Origin of the sequence: Pedobacter frigoris, from assembly GCF_005116445.1 — a bacterium.
GTDB lineage: Bacteria > Bacteroidota > Bacteroidia > Sphingobacteriales > Sphingobacteriaceae > Pedobacter > Pedobacter frigoris.
In genome coordinates this window covers 1-23,322 of record NZ_SWBQ01000002.1, presented here as the reverse complement: position 1 = coordinate 23,322, position 23,322 = coordinate 1, and the positions used below count along the sequence as shown (strand labels likewise).

At 42.4% G+C, this 23,322-nt stretch carries 14 protein-coding genes; 11 read left to right on the top strand and 3 right to left on the bottom strand.

The window, feature by feature from the left end; all coding sequences use genetic code 11:
* Nucleotides 1–7: 7 nt before the first annotated feature.
* Entirely contained in the window at nt 8–502 is a 495-nt protein-coding gene (locus FA047_RS06480; RefSeq protein ID WP_136835188.1) for a DinB family protein, read from the top strand.
* Here FA047_RS06480 and FA047_RS06475 read toward each other — a convergent pair.
* Nucleotides 499–2,070 carry an ATP-binding protein gene (locus FA047_RS06475; RefSeq protein ID WP_136835187.1) on the bottom strand — a complete coding sequence of 524 codons (1,572 nt, stop codon included), beginning with the start codon at nt 2,068–2,070 and terminating at the stop codon, nt 499–501. The two genes, FA047_RS06480 and FA047_RS06475, sit on opposite strands and share 4 nt — an antisense overlap.
* A gap of 168 nt (nt 2,071–2,238) precedes the next feature.
* Between FA047_RS06475 and FA047_RS06470 the strand changes: the two genes are divergently transcribed.
* The 3 genes from FA047_RS06470 to FA047_RS06460 all read left to right on the top strand — a co-directional run bounded on the left by FA047_RS06470 (nt 2,239) and on the right by FA047_RS06460 (nt 4,120).
* Nucleotides 2,239–2,556 carry a hypothetical protein gene (locus FA047_RS06470; protein ID WP_136835186.1) on the top strand — a complete coding sequence of 106 codons (318 nt, stop codon included), beginning with the start codon at nt 2,239–2,241 and terminating at the stop codon, nt 2,554–2,556.
* A gap of 104 nt (nt 2,557–2,660) precedes the next feature.
* The gene (locus tag FA047_RS06465) at nt 2,661–3,122 is read left to right on the top strand and encodes a hypothetical protein (protein ID WP_136835185.1); all 462 of its coding nucleotides are present in this window, start codon (nt 2,661–2,663) and stop codon (nt 3,120–3,122) included.
* Nucleotides 3,123–3,163: 41 nt separating this feature from the next.
* Complete coding sequence (locus tag FA047_RS06460; protein WP_136835184.1) at nt 3,164–4,120, top strand: TIGR01212 family radical SAM protein; 957 nt, start codon at nt 3,164–3,166, stop codon at nt 4,118–4,120.
* Here FA047_RS06460 and FA047_RS06455 read toward each other — a convergent pair.
* A complete protein-coding gene (locus FA047_RS06455; RefSeq protein WP_136835183.1) occupies nt 4,099–4,581 on the bottom strand; it encodes an SRPBCC family protein in 483 nt (160 codons plus the stop codon). The genes FA047_RS06460 and FA047_RS06455 overlap by 22 nt on opposite strands.
* Nucleotides 4,582–4,923: 342 nt before the next feature.
* On the opposite strand from FA047_RS06455, the gene FA047_RS06450 reads away from it, so the two are divergent.
* The 3 genes from FA047_RS06450 to FA047_RS06440 all read left to right on the top strand — a co-directional run bounded on the left by FA047_RS06450 (nt 4,924) and on the right by FA047_RS06440 (nt 8,019).
* Nucleotides 4,924–6,306, top strand: coding sequence for an ammonium transporter (locus FA047_RS06450; RefSeq protein WP_136835182.1), 1,383 nt, complete (start codon nt 4,924–4,926; stop codon nt 6,304–6,306).
* A gap of 43 nt (nt 6,307–6,349) precedes the next feature.
* The gene (locus FA047_RS06445; protein WP_136835181.1) at nt 6,350–7,372 is read left to right on the top strand and encodes an outer membrane beta-barrel protein; all 1,023 of its coding nucleotides are present in this window, start codon (nt 6,350–6,352) and stop codon (nt 7,370–7,372) included.
* Between the two features lie 62 nt (nt 7,373–7,434).
* Nucleotides 7,435–8,019, top strand: coding sequence for a DUF4468 domain-containing protein (locus tag FA047_RS06440; protein ID WP_225872658.1), 585 nt, complete (start codon nt 7,435–7,437; stop codon nt 8,017–8,019).
* Between the two features lies 1 nt (nt 8,020).
* Here the strand turns inward: FA047_RS06440 and FA047_RS06435 are convergent, their stop codons facing one another.
* Nucleotides 8,021–8,494, bottom strand: coding sequence for a ribonuclease H-like YkuK family protein (locus FA047_RS06435; RefSeq protein WP_136835180.1), 474 nt, complete (start codon nt 8,492–8,494; stop codon nt 8,021–8,023).
* A gap of 248 nt (nt 8,495–8,742) precedes the next feature.
* Between FA047_RS06435 and FA047_RS06430 the strand changes: the two genes are divergently transcribed.
* From FA047_RS06430 to FA047_RS06415, 4 genes are all read left to right on the top strand, one after another.
* Nucleotides 8,743–8,961, top strand: a complete 219-nt coding sequence (locus FA047_RS06430) for a hypothetical protein (protein WP_136835179.1) — start codon at nt 8,743–8,745, stop codon at nt 8,959–8,961.
* Between the two features lie 23 nt (nt 8,962–8,984).
* Complete coding sequence (locus FA047_RS06425) at nt 8,985–10,292, top strand: DEAD/DEAH box helicase (RefSeq protein ID WP_136835178.1); 1,308 nt, start codon at nt 8,985–8,987, stop codon at nt 10,290–10,292.
* A gap of 1 nt (nt 10,293) precedes the next feature.
* On the top strand, nt 10,294–10,533 hold the full coding sequence (locus FA047_RS06420) for a DUF1456 family protein (RefSeq protein ID WP_136835177.1): 240 nt from the start codon (nt 10,294–10,296) through the stop codon (nt 10,531–10,533).
* 304 nt (nt 10,534–10,837) lie between these two features.
* On the top strand, nt 10,838–23,322 hold a 12,485-nt coding region (locus FA047_RS06415), incomplete at its 3' end, for a DUF7927 domain-containing protein (RefSeq protein WP_136835176.1).

The following is a 23,322-nucleotide window of genomic DNA, read 5'->3' as shown; positions in this document are numbered from 1 at the left end:
TTACCTTATGGGAACAAAAACAGCAAGTACAAGGATTGAGGGTTTATTGCCTCTGTTTGATATGCATACTACTTTTTTCGCAAGAGCAATTGAAGGCATTTCTGAAGAAGATATGTACAAGCGATTAAATACAAAGGCCAACCATATGGCTTGGCTGACGGGGGCCTTGGTCGGACAACGTTATTACATGATCCAGGATACACATCCGAAATTGAAACAGACTGGAGATGAACTCTTTAAAGACAATAAGGGACTTCAGGAAGATGCTAAGTACCCGACAATCGCTGAATACCTGCAGGATTGGGAAAAGGTAACACCTCTTGCCCGTCAGGCGCTCATCTCAGTTGATGATCAAAAGCTGGACAGCATTATTGATATGGGCTTTATGAAGCTCAGTCTTTATGAAATGACATCTTTTACCATATATCGCGAGGCGAGTATGATCGGTCAGCTTGCATTATGGCGCAGACTGTTAGACTATCCGGCAATGCGGTACGACTAAGCCAGAGGAAGGTCAAAGAAGAAGGTTGAACCTACACCACTTTGACTTTCTACCCAAATACGTCCTTTATGGTGCGCGATGATTTCGGCACTCAGGTAGAGACCTATGCCAAATCCGGATATGTTTTCCGTATGCTTGGTCTCTATCCTGTAAAAGCGGTCGAACAATCTTTGAAGGTCATGGGGCTTGATGCCCATTCCTTCATCACGTATGCTGAAATGGAGCTTTTCATCTTCTTCTCTGCATTTAATATCTATTTTTCTGCCTTTTGGTGAATATTTAATGGCATTGTTCAGCAGATTGGAGATGACTGCCGCAATTTTATCTCTGTCTGCAAACAGTGTTAAGGAGCTTGGACATTCAAAAGTGATCTCATGACCCGATGTGGTCATTTCTGCTTCTTCTATGATCTGTTGAATCAGTTCATTTAAGCAAAAAGATTGTTTGTTGATCTGTATTTTTCCAGACTCTAAACGTGAAATATTTAGAAAACCATTGATCAGACCGGTCATTCTTCTGATCTGGGCATTCATCTTTACCAGGGCAGGGCTCATGAAGTCGTCCTCTATTTTCCGGGTCTTGATCATGAGCATCTGGATGTAGCCGGTCAGCGAAGTCAGTGGTGTTTTTAATTCGTGAGAAACCATTCCGATGAAATCATTCTTGCGCATTTCATCATTCTTTTGTTCTGTGACGTCCAGCATCACACCGCTGAATCTAAATACTTCGTTTTTTTCATTGAACATGGCTTTTCCTTTGGCCCTTACGTGTCGGGGCATCGGATCCAGTGGATTGATGATGGTATACTCAATGTCATAGCCGCCACCGTTTTCAATAGCTATAGCGGCCTCTATGGCCTTTGAGACACGTTCCCTATCCTGTTCTGCAATAACGGCGATAGCCCTCGACAATTCTATATTTGATTCTGGCGGCAAGCCAAACCAAGATTTCAATCGTTCATTGCCTATGAATTTTCCTGTAGCAGGATTTAAATCCCAGGTGCCCAGTTCGGCCGATGTAATGGCGAATTCCAGCTCATCCTTTGCAAGCTCCAGTTCATGAAAAGAATTGATTTGTTTGGTGGTCTCGTTGCAAATTACCAGAACGCCTCCGGGTTTGCCGTATTCGTCGTTTACCCTGCTATAACTGAAAGTCCAGTAAACATTTTCCAAATTGCCGTTTCTGTAAATAGGGATCAGCTGATCTTCACTCCAGGTAGATTCTCCTCCGGCCATAACCTGGTCGATAAGCGGCTTAATCACAGGCCAGATCTCGGGCCAGCATTCTTCACCCCTTTGCCCCAAAGCACCGGGGTGTTTACCTTCATTTCCCAAGCTGGGTCTGTAGGCATCGTTATAAAACTGGATCAGTTCCGGTCCCCACCATAGAAACATGGGGAATCTGGAATTGAGAATAATACTGATTGTGGTAAGCAAACTTTGCGACCAGTTTTCAGGAGAACCAAGTACTGTAGATGACCAATCAAATGAGCGGGTAAGTTCGCCCATCTTTCCACCTCCGGAGAGACACTGATGGTAAGAGTTTTTAGGTTGGTCTACAGTCTCCATGACGTTGTTTTATCGTGAAATAAAGGTAGTATTTTTTCTCGCTTACCTATCGGACATTATAAAATTGTTGCTTAAGGACAGGAGAATTCAGTTAATTGACTTAATCCTGTCATTTATTACCTTAATATTATTTACTTTTGCTAATATTTGTAGTATTTAGGATTAGACATGACAGTAACTGTACTCCCGATTATTGAGCCGTATACAAAACCAGCGCCTCCGTTGACCAAGGTTATGAATGAGAGACTTCAGCGCTTAGCGAAAGAATTAGAAATGATGCATCTTAAAGACTTGCAGGCTATAGAACCTTTGTTTGAAGACGTGGTAATCTACATCAGCTATAACAGTAAATACAGCTTACGCTGGAAAATTGTAAATGATGTGCCTGAAGAAGTGGAAAATATCGTGGCAGAACAATGTGGGAAATTGGGTTATATTAGATGGAAATTCTCTCCTTATGTGATCAATCAACGTAGAGAAGATTGATGAATACAGCGCCCATGTTAATACAAAAGACTATATTTCTTTTTTTAATATTCTCGTCTCTCTGCAGTTCTTTATCTGCGCAACAGAAGTCGGATTGTGATAAAGTGCTAGATACGGAGCCTTATTTTGTCAGGAATAAAAGTGGGGAAAAGGACCGGTCGTTGATCCGGGATATTGAAATATTAAAGCGTTGCGGTAATTTTAACAGTACTGATAGCACATTTTTGAAAGGCCCCATTTTAGGCGTGCTGATGCTGGAGCAGGTCAACGCAGGAAAGCCGGCAACTTACCGTACCATAGTAGACTTTTTTACAGAATTCAGGAAATCCAGCAGATACAGGGATTTTGAGTACGGTCTTTCTCTGTACAAAAAGATAGGGCAGAAACGTATAGATCTTAAAACCTGGGATGCAGATCAGGAATTGTTTGTGAGGATGGGCTTTACAGTAAATGATCTGAACGATTTCAAAAGTTTTATCGCTAAACCTGAACATGCAGACCTTACATATATGTCGGCCCTGACAAAGTACATGACTGAAATTGAGGCCATGAGTGTCGATAAATAAAATAATAAATTAAAAAGCTGTATTTTTGCAAGAAAAAGAAATTGGGAACTCTACTGGATCAAGGCATTAAAGGATATAATAATTACGGCACTCACCTTAAGGAGAAATATAAAGGTCAGCGTGTATTTAAAGTAATTGTGGATGGAGGATTTACTTGTCCAAACCGTGATGGGAGCAAAGGCTACGGCGGCTGTACCTATTGTAATGTAGACTCTTTTACCCCAGAGCTTTCCCGTAAACTACCTACCATCCGCGAACAATTGGAGCAGGGGATGGAAAGAGGAAAGGGCTTTTATAAAGCCGATAAATTTATAGTCTATTTTCAGCCGAATACCAATACCTATGCGCCGGTTCATTATTTGAAGATGATGTACGACGAAGCTTTGTCTATCAATACAGAAGACGTGGTAGGTTTTTCTGTGGGTACCAGGCCAGATTGTATCGATGCGGAAAAGGTGGCTTTACTGGAAAGTTATGCAGATCGATTCGATGTAGATTTGGAAATGGGGATGGAATCTATTTACGATGAGACCCTTGATCAGATCAACAGGGGTTGTAGTCATGGTGAATTTGTGGAGGCTGTAAAATTGCTGGATAATTCAAAGCTAGACCTGTGTGTGCATACTATTTTTGGCTTTCCCTGGGAAACAGAAGAAATGATGATGGGGTATATCCATGAAATCAACCGTTTTCCTCAGATTAAATTTGTCAAGTTCCATCACCTTCATATTGTAGAGGGATCCATTATGGGTGTGAAATATAAAAAGAACCCCTTTAAGTTGTTCTCCCTAGAGGAATACACCGATTTGTTGTGTAAATTGATTCCTCTATTGAGACCGGATATCGTTATTCAGCGTTTGTTTGGTATTTCAGATTGGGATTTGCTGATTGCTCCAAACTGGGGTTTGAATAAGTCTGCTATTCAGACTTATATAGATAAGGAGATTGAACGTAGGGGTGTCGTTCAGGGTTCTGCTTATAGAACCGTTGGCGTGTAATCTCCGAACAACTCAGTAGTCTTCTGTTTCCTGTATTCAAATATTTGCTGCAGTTTTCTGCCAACGAATATTTCATTTGCCATTCTTCCAAAAATACCCATTGGTAGTCCATAGGTGAGTATGTCTCTCATTTCCGTGCCGCCCGGTATTGCTTTAAAGTGATGCTGGTGGTGCCAGAACTTATACGGCCCAAATCTTTGTTCGTCAATAAAGTATTTTTTGTCCTCCATTTGCGTGATCTCTGTCATCCAGTTTAGGTTAACTCCAAGCATTGGGGATACCTTATAAGTAATGAGCATTCCCGGGTACATGTGTTTGATGTGGTTTGGGTCGGAAGTGACCCGAAATAACATGTCGGCAGGGGTTATTTTGACCAGGTTCATCGGGGAAGAGAAAAATTCCCATGCTTCATTTATGGAAATTGGAAGCGACTGTGTGAAAGTAAGGTGATATGATTTCATAATTGTATTTAAGATACAATCATTGTGGTAAAATTGTTTTTAGAATGATTTTACGCTCGTCTTTTTGATTTTGTCCGATATTTTTGACTTTTTAATTATAAAATAGGTATGATTTTTATTTTTTCATTAAAAATTACATGGTATTTGTGTTTTAATATTGAATATATTTAAAATATTGGGGTTAAAATTTAAATATTGTTAGCTTTTCTGTTGTTTTGTCGCTTTTATATTGTCTTTTATAGGGGTATTTTTTGTTAAAAATGTAAAATGATAGAAATAAATCATACTTTTATCAAAATAAATCAAACAAATTATAATTATAACTAGTAAAATCTAACAATTATGGCAAAAGTTTTATTCAAACAGTGGGGTCCATTTGCAGTTTTATTGATAATTGCGATTCTTGCCCTGTTTATTCCCTTACTTCCTAATTTTGATGAGGGTAAATACAGCGGACCGGACATCGCTTTTGTGTTGATAGCTGCAGCGCTTGTGTTTTTGATGACTCCAGGTCTTGCTTTCTTTTATGGCGGGATGGTTCATCGTAAAAATGTATTGTCGACCATGATCAAAAGTGTCGTAGCAGCAGGGGTAATCTCTGTGTTATGGGTGGTTGTAAGCTTTAGTCTTGCATTTGGAGATTCAATCGGCGGATTGATAGGTAGCCCTCAGACCTTTTTCTTTTTTCAGGGTGTAAATTCAAGTCCTTCATGGAGTCTTGCAGCAACTATTCCGCTTTCTTTGTTTGCAGTTTTTCAATTGATGTTTGCGATTATTACACCAGGACTGGTTGTTGGTGCTGTTGCAGAGCGTATCCGTTTCACATCTTATATCCTTTTTATTGTATTATTCTCTCTATTGGTATATTCTCCATTGGCACACTGGACATGGCATCCTGAAGGATTGCTTTTTAAAATGGGTGTCCTTGACTTCGCAGGTGGTACGGTAGTGCATATTTCTGCTGGTATGGCAGCTCTTGCCGGTGCATTGGTATTGAAAAGAAGAAAAAGTCATCAGGAACATCAAGAAGTTCCTCCTGCTAACATCCCATACGTATTAATAGGTACAGGATTACTTTGGTTTGGATGGTTTGGTTTTAATGCAGGCTCTGCATTAGGTGCAAACAGTCTGGCGGTTTCAGCATTTCTTACTACAAATATTGCAGCAGGAGCGGCAGGATTGTCCTGGATGTTCTTTGATGTATCAAGAGGTAAAAAACCTTCTGTATTGGGATTCTGTATTGGTGCGGTAGTTGGTCTTGTTGCTATCACGCCAGGAGCGGGTTTCGTAAGTATCCCTTCAGCTATATTTATCGGAGTAATCGCCGCTGTAATCTCTAATCTTGCAGTTTCATGGAAACAAAAAACCAGCCTTGATGATACATTGGATGTTTTCCCTTGCCATGGTGTTGGTGGTATCGTAGGTATGTTGCTTACCGGGATATTTGCTACTAAAACAGTGAATGGTGCTGGTGTAGACGGTCTATTGTATGGTAATCCTGCTTTCTTTCTGACTCAGTTAAAAGGTGTTTTAATTACAGTAGTATTCAGTTTTGTAATGTCGTTTGTGATCTTCAAACTGATCAATCTTGTGCAGCCAATCAGGGTGTCAGAAGAAGAAGAAGCGGAAGGTCTGGATGCAAGTCAGCACAATGAAAAATATTTCCAGGGCACATTGATTGTTGCTTCAACCGGCGAAGAACTAGAGAACGAACCAGCTCTATAAAAACATAAACCATCTAAATTTCAACCTCAAACCTAAACAAATTATGAAACTAAAATCACTACTGACCATAGCGACTTTATCATTTGCATCTGCAACTTACGCCCAGGAAGCTACGCCACTACAGCTTTCTGGGTCTGTAGACACTTATTTCAAGTATGACTTTGCAAAAACACCCAATATCAAAACGTACTTTGCTTCAGAGCAGAATTCAGTTTCGATAGGAATGATTGATCTTGCATTGAAGAAAAGTACTGGCAAAGCATCGTTTGTTGGCGAGCTTTCTTTCGGCCCGAGAGGCCAGTATGAATCGATAGGGAATGGTCCTGATGGCAATTCCTTTCATATTCAGAATCTTTACGTGAATTATGCTTTTACTGATAAATTCAGTCTTACAGCTGGTTACATGGGAACATTTGTCGGTTATGAAGTGATCTCTCCTGTCGCAAATTTCAATTATTCCACTTCGTATCTTTTTGGTGCAGGACCATTCCAGAATGCCGGTATTAAGGGTTCTTATGTATTCTCGGATAAAGTAAGCCTGATGGTAGGATTATTTAATGATTGGAATGTATATCAGGACTTCAATGGGGTGTCACATGTTGGCGGGCAATTGACGGTTAATCCAATTGAAGGCTGGACTGCTTACTTAAACGTTTTATCCGGTTATTCAGCTGGAGCCGGTGGTACCGGAACTATATTTGACCTGACTACTGCTTATCAGGTGACGGAGAAATTTAAATTAGGCCTTAATGCTGCAGATTATTCAGTGACGAATGATAATGGTGGTTACACCGGTGCAGCGTTGTATCCTCAATACGCCTTTACACCAGCTGTTTCTCTGGGCCTAAGAGGTGAATACTTTAACATAAAAGGTGCTGGCGGCGCTTCTGATGCTGCAATCACTTCGGTGACTTTATCTGGCAATATTAAAGCTGGTGGTTTGACTTTCATTCCGGAGGTTCGTTTTGACAATGATGAAGAGCAGTACTATCAGTTCGTTAAAAGTAATGGTTCGTTAACTAAGTCTGCAGCTCAGTTTTCTTTAGCCGCAGTTTACGCTTTTTAGTCTCGATTACGTTAATCTTAGGCCACCGGACAATTTCCGGTGGCTTTTTTATATATTTAAACATGAAATGTATATCCAGTCTGTTTTTTTTACTGATGATTAGTTTAGCAGGTGTGGGGCAGGATCAATCGCTGTCTTATGATGAAAGAGGTAAGTTTATTCACTATGAAGTGGTAGAGCAGAGTGGAGTTTCCAAGGTTAATTTGTCGGCCAGGGCAAATCGCTTTTTTAAGCAAAAGGCTAAACTGCTTAAAATGACATCTAAAGTTGCCGATACGATAATGCAGGCTGAAGGTAAGTTTATTATCAATAAGACGGCATTGGTGCTGAATCGGCCATCGGGAGAAGTTAAATATAATTTCTATATAGAATGCCGGGATGACAAGTATCGTTTTTGGTTGACGGACTTTGTATTCATACCTTATCAGAGGGATCGTTATGGAAATTTTGTTGCTTCTACGACGGTAGGTACTCCGCTTGAGAATGAGCCGGGGAAGTTAAATGCTGCGGAGTGGAAGGGGTATATCAATAATACCGGTAAGGAGGCAGAAATCCTGACGGCTCAGTTTAAGGAAAGCATGGCCGATAAGCAGGAGATCAAGCCTGCCACTAAGTCAAGAGAGACGATTTCAACGAAAAAATGGTGAACTAGTGGACCATTTTATCAGCACAAGTTGAGCTGGCAAAAGCTTCCGGCTTCGCTTTGAAAATAAAGCCCATGCTTAAGATATAACCCATAGCTTCGTTCAATGCCTTATTCGATTTAAACATTGGGTTTGTGTTGATGTCAGCATGTACTTCCAGGTCTACATCATATAAATCCAGCAGATCACAAATGGCATACGCTGTTTCTATTGATTTCTGAACTTCTACCAGCATCCTTTCCTTGATGCTCATCTTTTGAGGAGTTTTATCCTGGTGTATGTACATGAATCCCCCATGATGTTCCCGGAGTAAAACAATTACAGTAGCAAAGTCTGTAAGTGCCCCTTTTACCTGTGAGTCTGTTCCTATGCAGACTTTGAGTTTATAGCCACTTTCAGTTTCTCTGACGATTGCATTTTCGATTTCTTCTAAAATTGGCGAGTGGATCACTTCGCCGCTAAATTTCTTCCAGGTCATACGTTAATTGAGTTATGATAAAAACAACCCGTATTCAGGTTTCTTAAAAATAAGGCTATTAAATTAAAATGAGGTTAATTTCATATTGTTTAATTGCTAACAATCTGCTGCTTGTCAACACTTTAGTTTGTTTCTGAAAGAAAGTTGTGCCGAGATACCTGCTAATAAATTTTAAATAGAAGTCAACAAACCTTTAAAATATTCGTTAAATGTATAGTACGAGTATTTATTACCTAAATATAATCATTATGAAAGCAGAATTGATCAATGAGTTTTATTTGTTACAGCAAAGTAGGGTTGCAAACAAGTATAATGATGTATTGGAAGAGCAGGTTTATGCGCCGTTAAAGGATGCGAATCATAAAATGACCACCTGGATTTCAGAAAGAGGGCATATGTTGATGAGTTTAGATGTACGCTTATACAACTCCATGAAGCACTTACGTAAGAAATACCTGAAGTTCTAATATATCCAGTTATCTTTGACACCATGATGGTAGATAAGATACTGGAAAAACTGAAGATTGCTTCTTTAAATGACATGCAAACCGCTGCGCTTGCATCTGCCAAAAAAGGTAATGATCTGGTTTTACTGGCACCTACGGGGTCTGGTAAGACACTCGCATTTTTAATTCCGGTGCTGACTAAGCTAAAGTCAGATTTAAAAGGTGTTCAAGCTTTAATTCTGGTTCCATCACGTGAACTGGCTTTACAAATTGAGCAGGTATTCAAACAAATGGGTACCGGCTTTAAAGTAAATTGTTGCTATGGAGGACATCCCGTGCGGACGGAACGTAATAATTTTGAGCAACCACCTGCTTTACTTATCGGTACACCAGGAAGAATTGCTTATCATTTGAGGCATGAAAATTTTGATGAATCAGGAATCACAACATTGGTTCTTGATGAATTCGATAAGGCACTGGAGTTTGGATTTCAGGAAGATATGTCTTATATCATAGGGAAATTGCTTTCTCTTAATCAAAGAATACTTACTTCTGCCACTGCAATGGAAGAGATTCCTGACTTCACGAAAGTTAATCAGCCCGTGGAGATTGACTTTTTGAAAGATGTAAAAGTTGCCCCTGATCTTAAACTTAAAAAGGTGGAAACAACTGCGGCGGATAAGCTGGATACTTTGTTCCAACTGATATGCAAAATAGGAGACCAACGGACGCTGATCTTTTGTAACCATAGAGAAACAGTGGATAGAATCAGCGATCTGCTAATTGATAAAGATCTGGCTCATGATATATTTCACGGGGGAATGGAACAGGACGAAAGAGAGCGAGCATTGTTGAAGTTTAGAAATGGAAGCATTAAAATATTAATTACGACAGATCTTGCTGCCCGTGGACTTGACATACCTGAGGTAGAATGCATCATTCATTATCAGTTGCCTTATACTGAGGATGCGTTTTTACATAGAAACGGACGAACCGCGAGGATGAACGCGAAAGGGACGGCTTATCTTGTCATAGCTGAAGATGAAAAATACCCTTTTCTAAAGCAAAATATAGAGACTGAAAGTTTAAAAGGTAAATTTGCATTGCCAAAAGATAGCGAATGGCAAACTTTATATATTGCCGCAGGTAAAAAAGATAAAATCAATAAAATCGATATTGTGGGGCTCTTGTTGAAAAAAGGTGGCTTGCAAAAAGAAGATGTGGGTTTGATTGAAGTAAAAGATCAGACTTCATATGTAGCAATAAAGCGTAAAATGGTGGGAAAAGTGCTTTCTGCACTTACTAATGAACGTATAAAAAATAAAAAGGTAAAAATAGAAATTGCAATGTAATATGAGTAACAATGACATTTTAAAGAAACTGCGTGTAGCGCTTGAACTTAACAATGAAGAGATCATTAAGATTTTAGCCCTGGTTAACTTTAAGGTAACCAAAAGTGAGCTTGGCGATATGTTCAGAAATGATGAACATCCCAACTATAAACCATGCAAAGATCAAATATTACGCAACTTTTTAAATGGTCTTGTGATTTATAAACGCGGTCCAAGGGAGCCTAAGGCTGAAATCAAATAGTTTGTTGTCTCTGATTCCCAAAATGTGGAATTAAATAGGCAAGCTTAAATCCCGCCTGTGGTGTAATCATAAGGTAAACCACTTTAACCAGCAGTAAATAATTAAAACCCTTTGTGGAATAGATTTTGAAAAGAACCATATTTTATGGTTCTTTTTTTGATTATAGGGCAAACGTCACGATGTTCTCAAAATTTAATTTGTCAAAACGGACAAAAAATGTTGATAAATATCAAAATGTTTATAACTTTAATTAAATAAAGGGACCTACTTTTTTCACGCCTATCTAAAATTATTATCTGCTCCTATGGTAAGATCTCTACGCGCACGCAATTTCTATATCTTTAACTCAATTGATTTTTTAAATCGGGTTAGGAACGTATTCTGCTTGTTTTTATTGCTATTTGCAGTAGTTCAGCAAACCTCAGCTCAGTTTACAATTACTGAAAATTTCAAGGGAAGTGTGTCTTCCAACATCATTGTAGGCGGACCCGGAGGTGCTCAAGGAACGGCATACCTGACTTCAGGAAACGTAGATCCGGTAAACGCAGGATGGCTGAGGTTGACAAGTTCTTCTACCAGTCAGCGGGGCTATGCTTATATCAATAAATCCTTCCCTTCTACACTGGGAGTGTTGATCGATTTTGAGTATAAAATGTGGCGGAATGCGGCCAATACTAACAGTGATTATAATGGAGGGGATGGTATTGGTATATTCTTGTTTGATGCCAATGCTACCTTTGCTTTAGGTGGCTATGGGGGGTCGCTGGGATATGCTCCTAATACTACGGCAGGTATTCCTGACGGTTTAGCTGGAGGTTACGTTGGAATTGGTTTGGATGCATTTGGTAACTATGGAAATAACAACGAGGGAAGAATAGGGAGATACGATCCCAAAGATGCGAATAATGCAAATGAAGTGCCTAATGCGGTTATTTTAAGAGGACCAACCACAACTAATAAAACTACAGCTGTAGTGGGTGGTATACAACCAACCAACCGGCTTTTAGCTGGTGCAAAACTGGGAGACAGAACTGGTACGACAGGTGATATTCGCCTAAGAAATGAGCTCGATTACAATACCATCCCATTTAATGAAACTCGTCCGACTGATGCCCAGTTTTACAGAAGGGTGCAAATAGAGATCAAACCAACCGGAACGGGTCTATATAATGTTGTTGTAAGGTGGACTAAAACTCCGAACGGGGCTTTTACTCAACTGATCAGCTATACTACTCAGGATATTCCTCCAACAAATATGAAACTTGGTTTCGCAGCCTCCAGTGGCGGTGCAATCAATTATCATGAGATTAGAAATTTATTGGTAACTACTCCTGGAAATGTCAGGGTAGTTAAACAAGCTAATAAGGATTTTCTGCGCTCTATACCAGGAACGGGAAGCCAAAATCAGATTAGCTACAGCATTGATGTTATCAATGACACTGATGCGCCATTAAGTAACATCGATTTTTCTGATGTACTTACTGATGGGAATGGTACGCTGATTACACCGAGTATGTTTACGATAAACAGCATCTCGAATTCAGGCTTCGCGGCCGGTACGGTACTTCCTTCTACTTCAGCTACCAACCAGTTTACAGGTAAGCTGAATCTGGGGGCTAATACAGTCGGGAAAATTACAGTTACGGGAACCCTATCCGGTATACCTGTAGGTAATACACTGACAAATACCACTAAGATCAATCCCACAGATATTCAGGATCAGGATTTGGACAATAATACATCGGTGGTAAATACTCCGGTGTTTGCTGAAAACGTAGATTTAATTGTTAATAAGTCTGTTAATAATTCCTGTTTAGATAAAACTAATGGCAATACATTTACATTAAATGTTGCTAATGTTGGGTCGTTGAATGCAACTTATGCCGCAGGAGCTAATAAAATAGTAGTTACCAAATCCTTACCTACGACTTATACATTTACCCAAGCCGCAAGCGATTATACAGGTTGGACCAGAACATCGGCTACTGCTTCAGGGGTAATTACATATACTTATACGGCAAATGGCACGGGAACACTTGCGTCTGGGACAGTGTTGCCTTCAACGATTACGTATAAGGTAACGGTACCCGCTGCGGTGAATTCTTATGTTGATGCTGCGCAAGTACAGTACCAGAATAATCTCTCGGCAGATATTGAGGTTATCGCCAATAGAAACAACAATACATCATCTAACATATTAAATAACGTTCCGTCTCCGCCTACCGTAAGCAGCCCTGTTGTTTATTGTCAGGGAGCTACGGCCACCGCACTTGTGGTTGCCCCTAATGCCGGAAATACTTTAATTTGGTATCGATCTATAGGTGGAATTGGAAGTCCTAATGCGCCAGTTCCGGTTACTACAACTGCGGGAAGTACTACTTATTATGTGAGTCAGACCAATGGTAGTTGTGAAAGTCCACTTTCGAGTATTGTCGTAAATGTCTTGCCTACACTGACTCCTGGAGTTGTGGCAGCAGATCAGATATTCTGCGTAAGCGGAAATCCAGCTGCATTTACACAGACAACAGCCCCGTCCGGAGGTTCAGGTACTTATACTTATCAATGGCAGAAATCAGTTACAAGTAATTCGGCGGGTTTCGCTAATATCACGCTTAACGGAACATCAGTAACTTATGATGATCCTGCAGTGATTACTCAGACAACCTATTATCGCAGATTGGTCAGTTCAGTAGGAGGTGGGTGTGGTCCGGTAATTAGTAATGTCATTACTGTTACTGTTAATCCCGCGCTAACACCAGGAACGGTTGGTGCTGATCAGACGTTTTGTGTAACTGGAGATCCTGCGGCGTTTACAGAAACTACAGCTCCTACGGGGGCTAATGGTACATATACCTACCAATGGCAAAGCAGCGTTGATAACATTACTTTCAATAATATTGGAGGTGCTACGAGCGCAACTTATGATGCGCCTGCCATTACAGCAACTACTTATTACAGAAGGGTTGTAAGCTCTGCAGGATCTGCCTGCGGTAGTCAAAACAGTAATGTAATTAAAGTCACAATCCAACCTGTTTTGGCTAATAATACCATCACAGCCCCAGCTAACACTGTATTTTGTGTTACTGGTGATCCGGGAGTAATTAACGGAACAGTTCCGACAGGAGGAGACGGTGCAAATTATACCTATCAATGGCAAATTAGTACCGATAACGTGACTTTTACTGACGTCAATGGTGCCACCGGTGCTACTTATGATCCACCAGTGATTACACAAACTACTTATTACCTGCGAAAAGTAAGTTCAGGTTCATGTACTGTTCCACTGAATAGTAATACAGTTACTTTTACAGTTAATCCTGTATTGACCGCCGGTACGATTGGTGCCGGTCAGACTTTCTGTGTGAACGGAGATCCAGTGTTGTTTACACAACTTACTGCTCCGTCGGGAGGAACTGCAACTTATACTTATCAATGGCAAATCAGCACAGATAATGCAAATTTCACAGACATCAATGGAGCTACAGCGGCAACGTATGATGCACCTGCAATAACTCAGACTACTTATTACAGAAGAGCAGTGAGCTCGGTTGGAGTAGGCTGTGGCCCAGTATTTAGTCCGGCAGTTACGGTAACGGTGAATCCCGCAATTACTGGCAACTCACTATCTGCTCCTGCTGTTACAGCTTTCTGTGAAAGCGGAGATGCGGCTGTCATCACAGGATCAACGCCTTTAGGCGGGAGCGGAACTTATACCTACATCTGGGAACAGAGTATTAACAATGGAACAACCTGGACTACGGTTGCCGGAGCTTCAGGAAAAGACTTTGATCCTCCTGCTGTAACCGTAACCACACAATATAGGCGAAACGTAAGTTCGGGTACATGTAGTTCTACCAGCAATGTAATTACCATAACAGTCAGTAAAACCCCAAGTGTCGCAGCAGCAGGACCTGATATTAACCAATGTGTGCAGAACTTATTTACGATGGCAGCAAATACACCAGCTGTTGGTACTGGTGCATGGGCTTTGGTCTCTGGTTTAGCTACAATTAATAATCCTGGCTCAGCTACCTCTACGGTAAATGTCCCTCAGGGGCAGTCTGCTGTTTTATCATGGACAATTAGCAGTGGTGCTTGTGCACCTTCTGTAGACTTTGTGACTTTAACAAATTACGCTACTCCTACAACTGCAAATGCAGGATCTGATATTACTCAAAACAACTCCGGGATTTTTACGATGCAGGGGAATTCGCCAGCCATAGGAAATGGGACCTGGACGGTAAAACCTGGAAGTGGTACGGCGGTTATAGCTGACCCGACCAATCCAAATACAACGGTTACGATAGCTGCCAATTCTTCAGCAATTTTAATATGGACCATTACCAATGGGCCGTGTGGAGCATCGACTGACGAAGTTACCATTAACTATATCAGTGCTGCTGATATTAAAGTGGTGAAATCAGTGATCACGCCAGGGCCTTTTGTTGCCGGACAAAACATCACTTATCAGATAATAGTAACCAATGCAGGTCCAAGTAATGCAATCGCATTGGCTATTGCTGATGCGGTACCAGCTGAAATTCTTGTTTCAGCTATCAATGCAAATGCAGCGGGAACTGCTTCAATCGTTCAAAATACCTCATCGGGAAATAATGTAAACGTTGTTGCTAATATTGCCTCCGGAGCAGGAAATACAGTGACGATTACCGCGACAGGTAAGGTGCGTGCAGATTATGCCGGGACCTTGAACAATACAGCAACTGTTACCTCACCAAACCAGCCCGATCCGGATGGAGCTACTTCTACCGTTACCTCACCTGTGACCAGGAAGCCACAATTGACTGTAGTGAAAAATGGTCCGGCTAACGTAATTGCAGGACAGGCCATCAGCTATAAAATCACAGTAAGTAATACCAGCGCAGGTGATGCGATTGGAACATTAATTACAGATGCGATTCCAGCCCAGGTAAGTAATGTAAGTTGGGTTGCGGCTAAAACCGGAACAGCTTCTTTTGTAGGAGCAGGCACGGGCACAGGAAATAATGTAAATCTTACAGGCTCGATACCAGCAGGAGCTGGAAATACTATCGTTATCGATATTACCGGTACTGTACTTCCTTCAGCTACGGGAAGCTTCGACAATACTGCAAAAGCAGCAGCAACGGAGCCAGGTGTGCCTGAGGTCAATTCAAATACTGTTACTACCAACATTTCGAGTGTAACCGGTTTAGCCATGTTAAAAAATGGGCCTTCTTCAGGTGAAGCAGGTAAACCTATCAGTTATACGTTAAAAATTACAAATAATGGATTAAGTGATGCAAAGAATACAATTATCAATGACCTTGTTCCACCTGAGATTAAAAATGTAAACTGGTCTGCAACTGTAACCGGTGGCGCAGTAATCAATGGTGCTTCAAATGGTTCTGGTAATTCCATTAACCTGAATGCTAATATTCCAACCGGAGCTGCAAATGTGGTTAATGTTACAATCAATGGTACTATAAGTGCCGGATTTAGTGGGGATTTGACAAATACGGCCACTGCATCACCTTCGGAGGCAGGAAGTTTACCTTCCAGCTCAACTGTAGAAACTACTGTGACGCGTACTCCTGTGGTTGCAATTGCCAAAACAGCTCCAGGAACATTGACCGCCGGACAGCCGATCACTTATACTATTGAGGCTACCAATACAAGCTTTGCAGATGCAAAAGCTCTGACCATAACAGACAATATACCTGCTCAGATCAGCAATGTCATTTGGGTAGCCAGTGCGGCCGGACAAGCGGCGGTTACCGGAACAGCCAATGGTACTGGCAATACAATCAGCATCACCGGGGATCTTCCAACGGGGGTTAACAATAAAATAACAATTACAGTTACCGGAACGGTCAGTGCATCATTCAGCGGGGCTTTAGAAAATACAGCAACAGCTACTCCGGCTGAACCTGGAACAACGCCGCAAACTGCAACCGCAACCACACAGGTTGCCAGAAAACCGGTACTTGTTGTTCAAAAAAATGCACCTGCTGCAATCAATTCGGGCCAGCAGATCACATATACTATTGACGTTACAAATGCGAGTACTTCAGATGCAATTGATATCAGTATTCAGGATATCGTTCCTGCAGGAATCAATAATGTAAGCTGGTCTACTTCTGTAGTAGGAGTAGCGGCGGTTACTACCGGCATTAATGGAGGTGGAAATACACTTGCGTTAACTGGAAATATTCCGGCCGGGGCCAGCAATAAAATTTCAATTGTCGTAACTGGTACAATCGACCCTTCATTTAGCGGGGTATTGAGTAATACAGTTAAAGCAACACCTTCAGAAGCCGGAACAACTCCGGTAACTTCTACAGCAACCACAACTGTGAGCAGAATTCCGGTGATACAACTCACAAAAGCAGGTCCTGCATCACTTATAGCCGGTCAGCAGATCAGCTATACCATTGAAGCCACAAATTTAAGTACTTCTGATGCCAAAGCACTTGCTATTGCTGACAACGTGCCGGTACAAATTTCCAATGTTACCTGGACTGCCAGCGTGGCTGGAGCAGCAGTTGTAAATGCTCCGTTAAGCGGAACTGGCAATGCCATTAATATTACAGGAGATTTACCTGCAGGTACCTCAAATAAAATTACAATAACCGTCAGCGGAACTGTTAATCCTTCATTCAACGGAAGTTTCACCAACTCCGTAACAGCTACTCCTGCTGAACCAGGGGCTACTCCTAAAACTGCAGCCAGTACGACCACAGTAAGCAAGACTCCGGTATTGACGGTTCAGAAAAGCGGACCCGGCAGCATATCTGCTGGTGAACAGATTTCTTATACATTAATCATTAAAAATACTGGTACTGCAAATGCTGACGGAGCAACCCTTCAGGATGCTGTTCCCGCAAATATTAGCAATGTAAGCTGGACAAGCGTTGTTACGGGTTCGGCGTTGGTTACCGATGCCGCAACTGGTACAGGAAATACTATTTCGCTTAAGGCGAATGTCCCTGCGGGTGTCGGAAATTCAGTAACTGTTACCATTACAGGTACTGTGCTAGCATCAGCGACAGGTACGTTATCCAATTCTGCTACCGTTACCCCTGCAGAACCTGGTACCACTCCAAACACATCAACCGTAGCTACTACCATTAAAAATACACCAGCAATTAGTCTGGTTAAAACAGGCCCTGCTTCCATTTCGGCAGGCCAGATTGTTACTTATACTTTAACGGCTACAAATAATGGACCTTCTGATGCGAAAACATTAGCAATTAGCGATGCAGTTCCTGCGATTCTAACCAATGTAACCTGGTCAGCAACTAAAACAGGAACAGCAGCAGTGCTGACAGGGGCAGCAGGAACAGGCAATACTGTAACGGTTAGCGGAGATATCCCTGCCGGTGCTGCAAATACAATTGTAATCAACATTACCGGTACTGTGCCGGCGGCGTCGGGTACAGGTTCGTTTTCGAACAGTGCTATTGCCACACCGTCTGAACCAGGTATCGCTCCGGTAAATTCAAATACTGTGACAACTACTCTTGATCAGCAAGTCGGTATATTAGTCCAAAAATCTGCTCCCGCAACTCTTTTTGCCGGAGAAAATATCACCTATACTTTAGTTGTAACCAATAATGGTCCTAGTAATGCCAAGGGATTGGTAATTACTGATGCAATTCCTGCAGGCATCACAAATGCAAACTGGAGCACAGCAGTACAAGGAGGAGCGACCATGTTATCGGGAGTAAGCGGTACTGGTAATGCTGTCAACCTTAGTGTCGATCTGCCTGCGGGTGTAGCCAATAAGGTTACGGTAACCATTACAGGAAAAGTTAATCCTAAGTTTGCAGGTACGCAGCTGGTAAATACGGCAGTGGCAACACCTGCTGAAGCAGGTAATCCACCTGTTAATTCCAATACTACAACTACACAAATCAGTAAACGTGCTGATATACAAATTAATAAATCAGGCCCGGCTACTGCTGTAGCGGGATCTGCTATAACTTATACAATTCAGGTCAATAATAATGGCCCAAGTGATGCTGAAAATGTCACCGTTGTAGATAACATTCCGGCAGGCATTCTTAACCCAACCTGGACTGCCTCAGTACAGGGTGGCGCGACATTGCCGGGAGCTTCAAGTGGTGCAGGTAACATCAATATGTCTGCAGGACTTCCTGCGGGTACGGGTATTTTGACCATTGTGGTAAATGGTACCTTATCTCCGGATTATACTGCGGCGACATTGATAAATACCGCTACAGCAACACCGGAAGCGGGTGTGACAGATCCTACACCAGCCACAAGTACAGTTACCACTCAGACCACGAGAGTAGCCAATGTAAGGATTGTTAAATCAGGCCCGGCAAATATCGGTGCCGGTGAAACCATTTCTTATACTTTAAGAATAGTAAATGATGGACCAAGTAACGCTCCTGGAGTAGTCATTGCCGATATAATACCTTCACAAATTTTAACACCTACCTGGACAGCAACAGTTGCAAACGGAGCGACGGTTAGTGCACCTTCTGGTTCAGGTAATATAAATCTGACAGGGAGCATTCCGTCGGGAACAGGCGTAATCAATATTACCGTAACAGGGACAGTTAATCCTGCAACCCTTAACATGATTAACTTTACGAATACCGCTACTGCGAACTTCCCGGTTGGAAGTCCTGTTACAGATCCTGAGACCTCATCAAACACCAGCAGTGTTTCTACTGTAGTGAATAATGACCCTGTACTCAGAGTGTCGAAAAGTGGGCCAGCGACCATCAATATCGGAGATCCTATTACTTACAAAATTGTTGTAGCAAATGGCGGAAGCGGTAACATCACAAATGCTCAGATTACAGATAATGTACCTGCAGACGTCGAAGTGATCAGCTGGACTGCAGTTGCACAAAACGGTGCCGTATTAAATAATGCCTTAAACGGAACTACAAGCGGAACAAGCAGTGCGATCAGTCTGACAGGAGATATCCCTGCGGGCGATCCGTTGACGATGATCACCATTACCATTAATGGTAGGGTCAGTACCTCAGCGCATCCAACATTTACAAATACAGTAAGCGTGGTGGCTAATGGAGTAAGAGAAAGTTCTGTAGTTACCGCTGTGAATACCTCAACAGACATTATTGTTGAAAAAACAGGTCCTCAGACCATTATGGCCGGCGAACCAGTCAACTATACAGTCAAAGTTTCCAATGCAGGTCCTGTTAACACTGTCGGACTGGCCATCAATGACATCATACCTGCTGCGGTTCAAAACGTAAGCTGGACAGCCAAGGCCTTTGGGTCTGCAAGTGTTGCTGCATTGAGCGGAAATACCAATACCATTCAGACTACTGCAGATATTACTGCGGGTGTCGGCAATTATATTCTTTTCAATGTTACCGGAACAATTAATCCTTCGGCACCGTCCGGCAACATCGTCAATACTGCATCAGTAGTTATGCCTGCCGGAGAGACTGATTTTAATGCGGCTAATAACACCAGTACAGTGACTACCTCAGTAGTTTCAAAATCTGGATTTAGTGTGATTAAATCTGGCCCTTCACAAGCATTGTCAGGTACGGGAATTACGTATACCATTAAAGTAGCCAACGCAGGACCAAGTAATGCAAATCAGGCGGTCATCAAAGATAATGTACCCGCTGGAATTAATAATGTAAGCTGGATTGCCACTAAAACAGGCCTTGCCAATATTACTTCAGGAGCATCAGGCAGTGGTTCGACAATAAATGTAGTTGCTGATTTCCCTGCCGGAGCTGGCAATGAAGTAACAATAACTGTTAATGGAACTATCGATGCAGGTTTTACAGGCAACCTTGTGAATAGTGCTTCAGTAGAACCTGCAGAGCCTGGTAATCCACCGGTGGGATCAGGAAATGTGACTACAGTAGTAACCAACAAATCTGGAATTTCAATTGTAAAATCGGGTCCTTCAACAGCAGACGCAGGAAAAACATTTACATACCTGCTTGAGGTGACCAATTCAGGCCCGGGTAATGCTTTAAACGCAGCCATATCTGATGTGGTTCCCGCTCCGCTTACTGATGTTACCTGGACAGCCACTGCGGCTTCGGGAGCTGTAATTAAATCGGGTGCAACAGGTGCTTCAAATAATGTAGCTGTTGTTGCAGATCTTCCTGCCGGACCTGGAAAAGTCCTGGTTACAATAACAGCCCGTGTACCTGCCAATGCAGCTACCGGAAATATTACCAATACAGCAAAAGTAACTCCGACAGAACCAGGTAACCCTGAAGTTCCTTCAGACCCTGTAGTTACTACAGTGGTTCAGAATTCAGGTTTGACTTTAAGTAAAAATGGACCTGCATCGGCCAATGCGGGAGAAATAATTACCTATACTTTAAATATTGGCAATTCAGGGCCGTCAAATGCTACTTCTGCATCATTGTCAGATGTGGTTCCTTCAGATATCAAAAATGTAAGCTGGACAACTGCTTTAAGCGGAGGTGCAGTTATAAATACAGGAGCTACCGGAACTGGTAATAATGTAAATCTGTCTGCTAATGTACCAGTAGGTGGAACTATTGCCGTTACCGTGACTGGTACGGTAGATCCATTATTTACCGGTAATCTGATCAATTCAGCAACCCTGACACCTTCAGAGGCTGGCAAAACACCATTAACCTCTGCGGTAACTACCACGGTGGCTAAACTTACAGCTTTAAAAATCACCAAGAGTGGTGCTGCTACCGCAACTGCGGGTCAGCAACTTACCTATCAGATCAATGTTTCAAATACAGGTCCAAGTACGGCAACAGCTGCGGTAATCACGGATGCGATACCAGCAGGTCTGAAAGATGTGACCTGGAGTACTATTGCTTCGGGAGCTGTTCTGGTGACAAATGGTGCTACTGGATCTGGTAATAGTTTGAGCATCACAGCTACCATTCCAGCAGGACTGCCAAATTCATTGGTGGTTAATGTTCAGGGAACAATTGACCCTGCGTTTGCGGGAACACTAAGTAATATAGCTAAGGTATTACCTGGAGAACCTGGTGGGGTAGAGGTGGTAACGCCTCCTGTTGAAACTGTTGTGACGCAGCATCCTGTGATTACAGTTGCAAAAACAGGCCCTTCAACAGCCGTTGCGGGTGCTACTATTAGCTATGTGATTGAAGTAAATAACACAGGGTTCAGCAATGCAGCTAATCTTGCTATTGCTGATGATGTGCCTGTTAACATAACAAATGTAAGCTGGCAGGCTACTGTCAGCGGAACAAGTACTATAGTTGGTGCATCCAGCGGTAACGGAAATGGTGTTAGCCTGGTTGGGAACATCCCGGCGGGAGCTGATAATAAGATCAGGATTACCGTGACGGGAACTATAGATCCTTCATTCGTGGGAACGTTGAGTAATACTGCGAAAGCGACCCCATCCGAACCGGGTAATCCGCCGGTAACCTCTCCGGCTGTCCAGACACAGGTTGATCAGAGACCGGTGATCGCGATCACAAAATCAGGTCCTGCAACAGCAACCGCAGGCACAACAATCAGTTACATGATTGAAGTGAGTAACACTGGTTTGAGTAATGCGAATAACCTGGCGATATCAGATGTGGTACCAGCGGCATTGACCAACGTAAGCTGGACAACAAATACAGAAGGTACAGGAGTGGTTATTTCTGGTGCTACCGGAACCGGTAACAATGTGAGCCTGGTAGGACGTATTCCTGCAGGAGCTGCAAATAAAATCCAGATTTTTATCACTGGAAAAATCAATGCATCATTTGGCGGTAACATAAATAATATCGCTACAGCCACACCTTCTGAAGCAGGCAATCCACCTGTGGTAACATCTCCGGTAGTGACCCAGGTAGAATTACATCCTGCTATTGCAATTACCAAAACTGGTCCTGAGAAAGCAATTGCCGGATCCGAGATCACTTATACCATAGAAGTAACTAATGGCTGCTTGAGTAATGCCAAAGATTTGCTGATTACAGATAATGTATCAACACATTTAAGTAATGTAAGCTGGACAACAAGCGTGATCGGTTCAGCTGTTGTGAAAACAGGTGCTACAGGCACAGGTAATACAATTAACATTACCGCAGATATCGCAAGCTGCCCTGGTAATAAAATAATCATTACAGTTAAAGGCACAATTGATCCGGCTTTTGCAGGAATAATTAATAACACTGCTACGGCTACACCAGCTGAGCCAGGCAATCCGCCAGTGACCACACCTCCGGTGGAGACTATAGTTGATCAAAAATCTAATGTTGTCTTGACCAAGGTTGGACCTGCTACTGCTATTGCAGGTTCAGAGATCAGTTATGTGATCGAGGCGAGCAATACGGGGTTGAGCAATGCTGCGAACCTGGTGATCAGTGATGATGTTCCAGTTCAGCTGAGCAATGTAAGCTGGACTGCAGTGAGTTCCGGTGCTGGCAGTATCAACAGCGGCGCAACAGGCAGTGGCAACACCGTTTTGCTGGATGTGAACCTGCCTGCGGGAGCTGGCAATAAAGTGACCATCACGGTAAAAGGTACGGTTAATCCATCGTTTGCAGGCAAGCTGAGCAACACGGCAAAAGCAAGCCCTTCAGAACCTGGCAACCCGCCAGTGGTGACCCCGCCTGCAGAAACCGATGTGACCCAGAAGCCAGTCATCGTGCTGAGCAAAACCGGTCCTGCCAGTGCTGTTGCGGGTTCAGAGATCAGTTATGTGATCGAGGCGAGCAATACCGGTTTGAGCAATGCGGCTAACCTGGTGATCAGTGATGTTGTCCCTGCTACATTGAGCAATGTGAGCTGGACGGCAAGCGTTTCAGGCAGCAGTGTGATCAACAGCGGAGC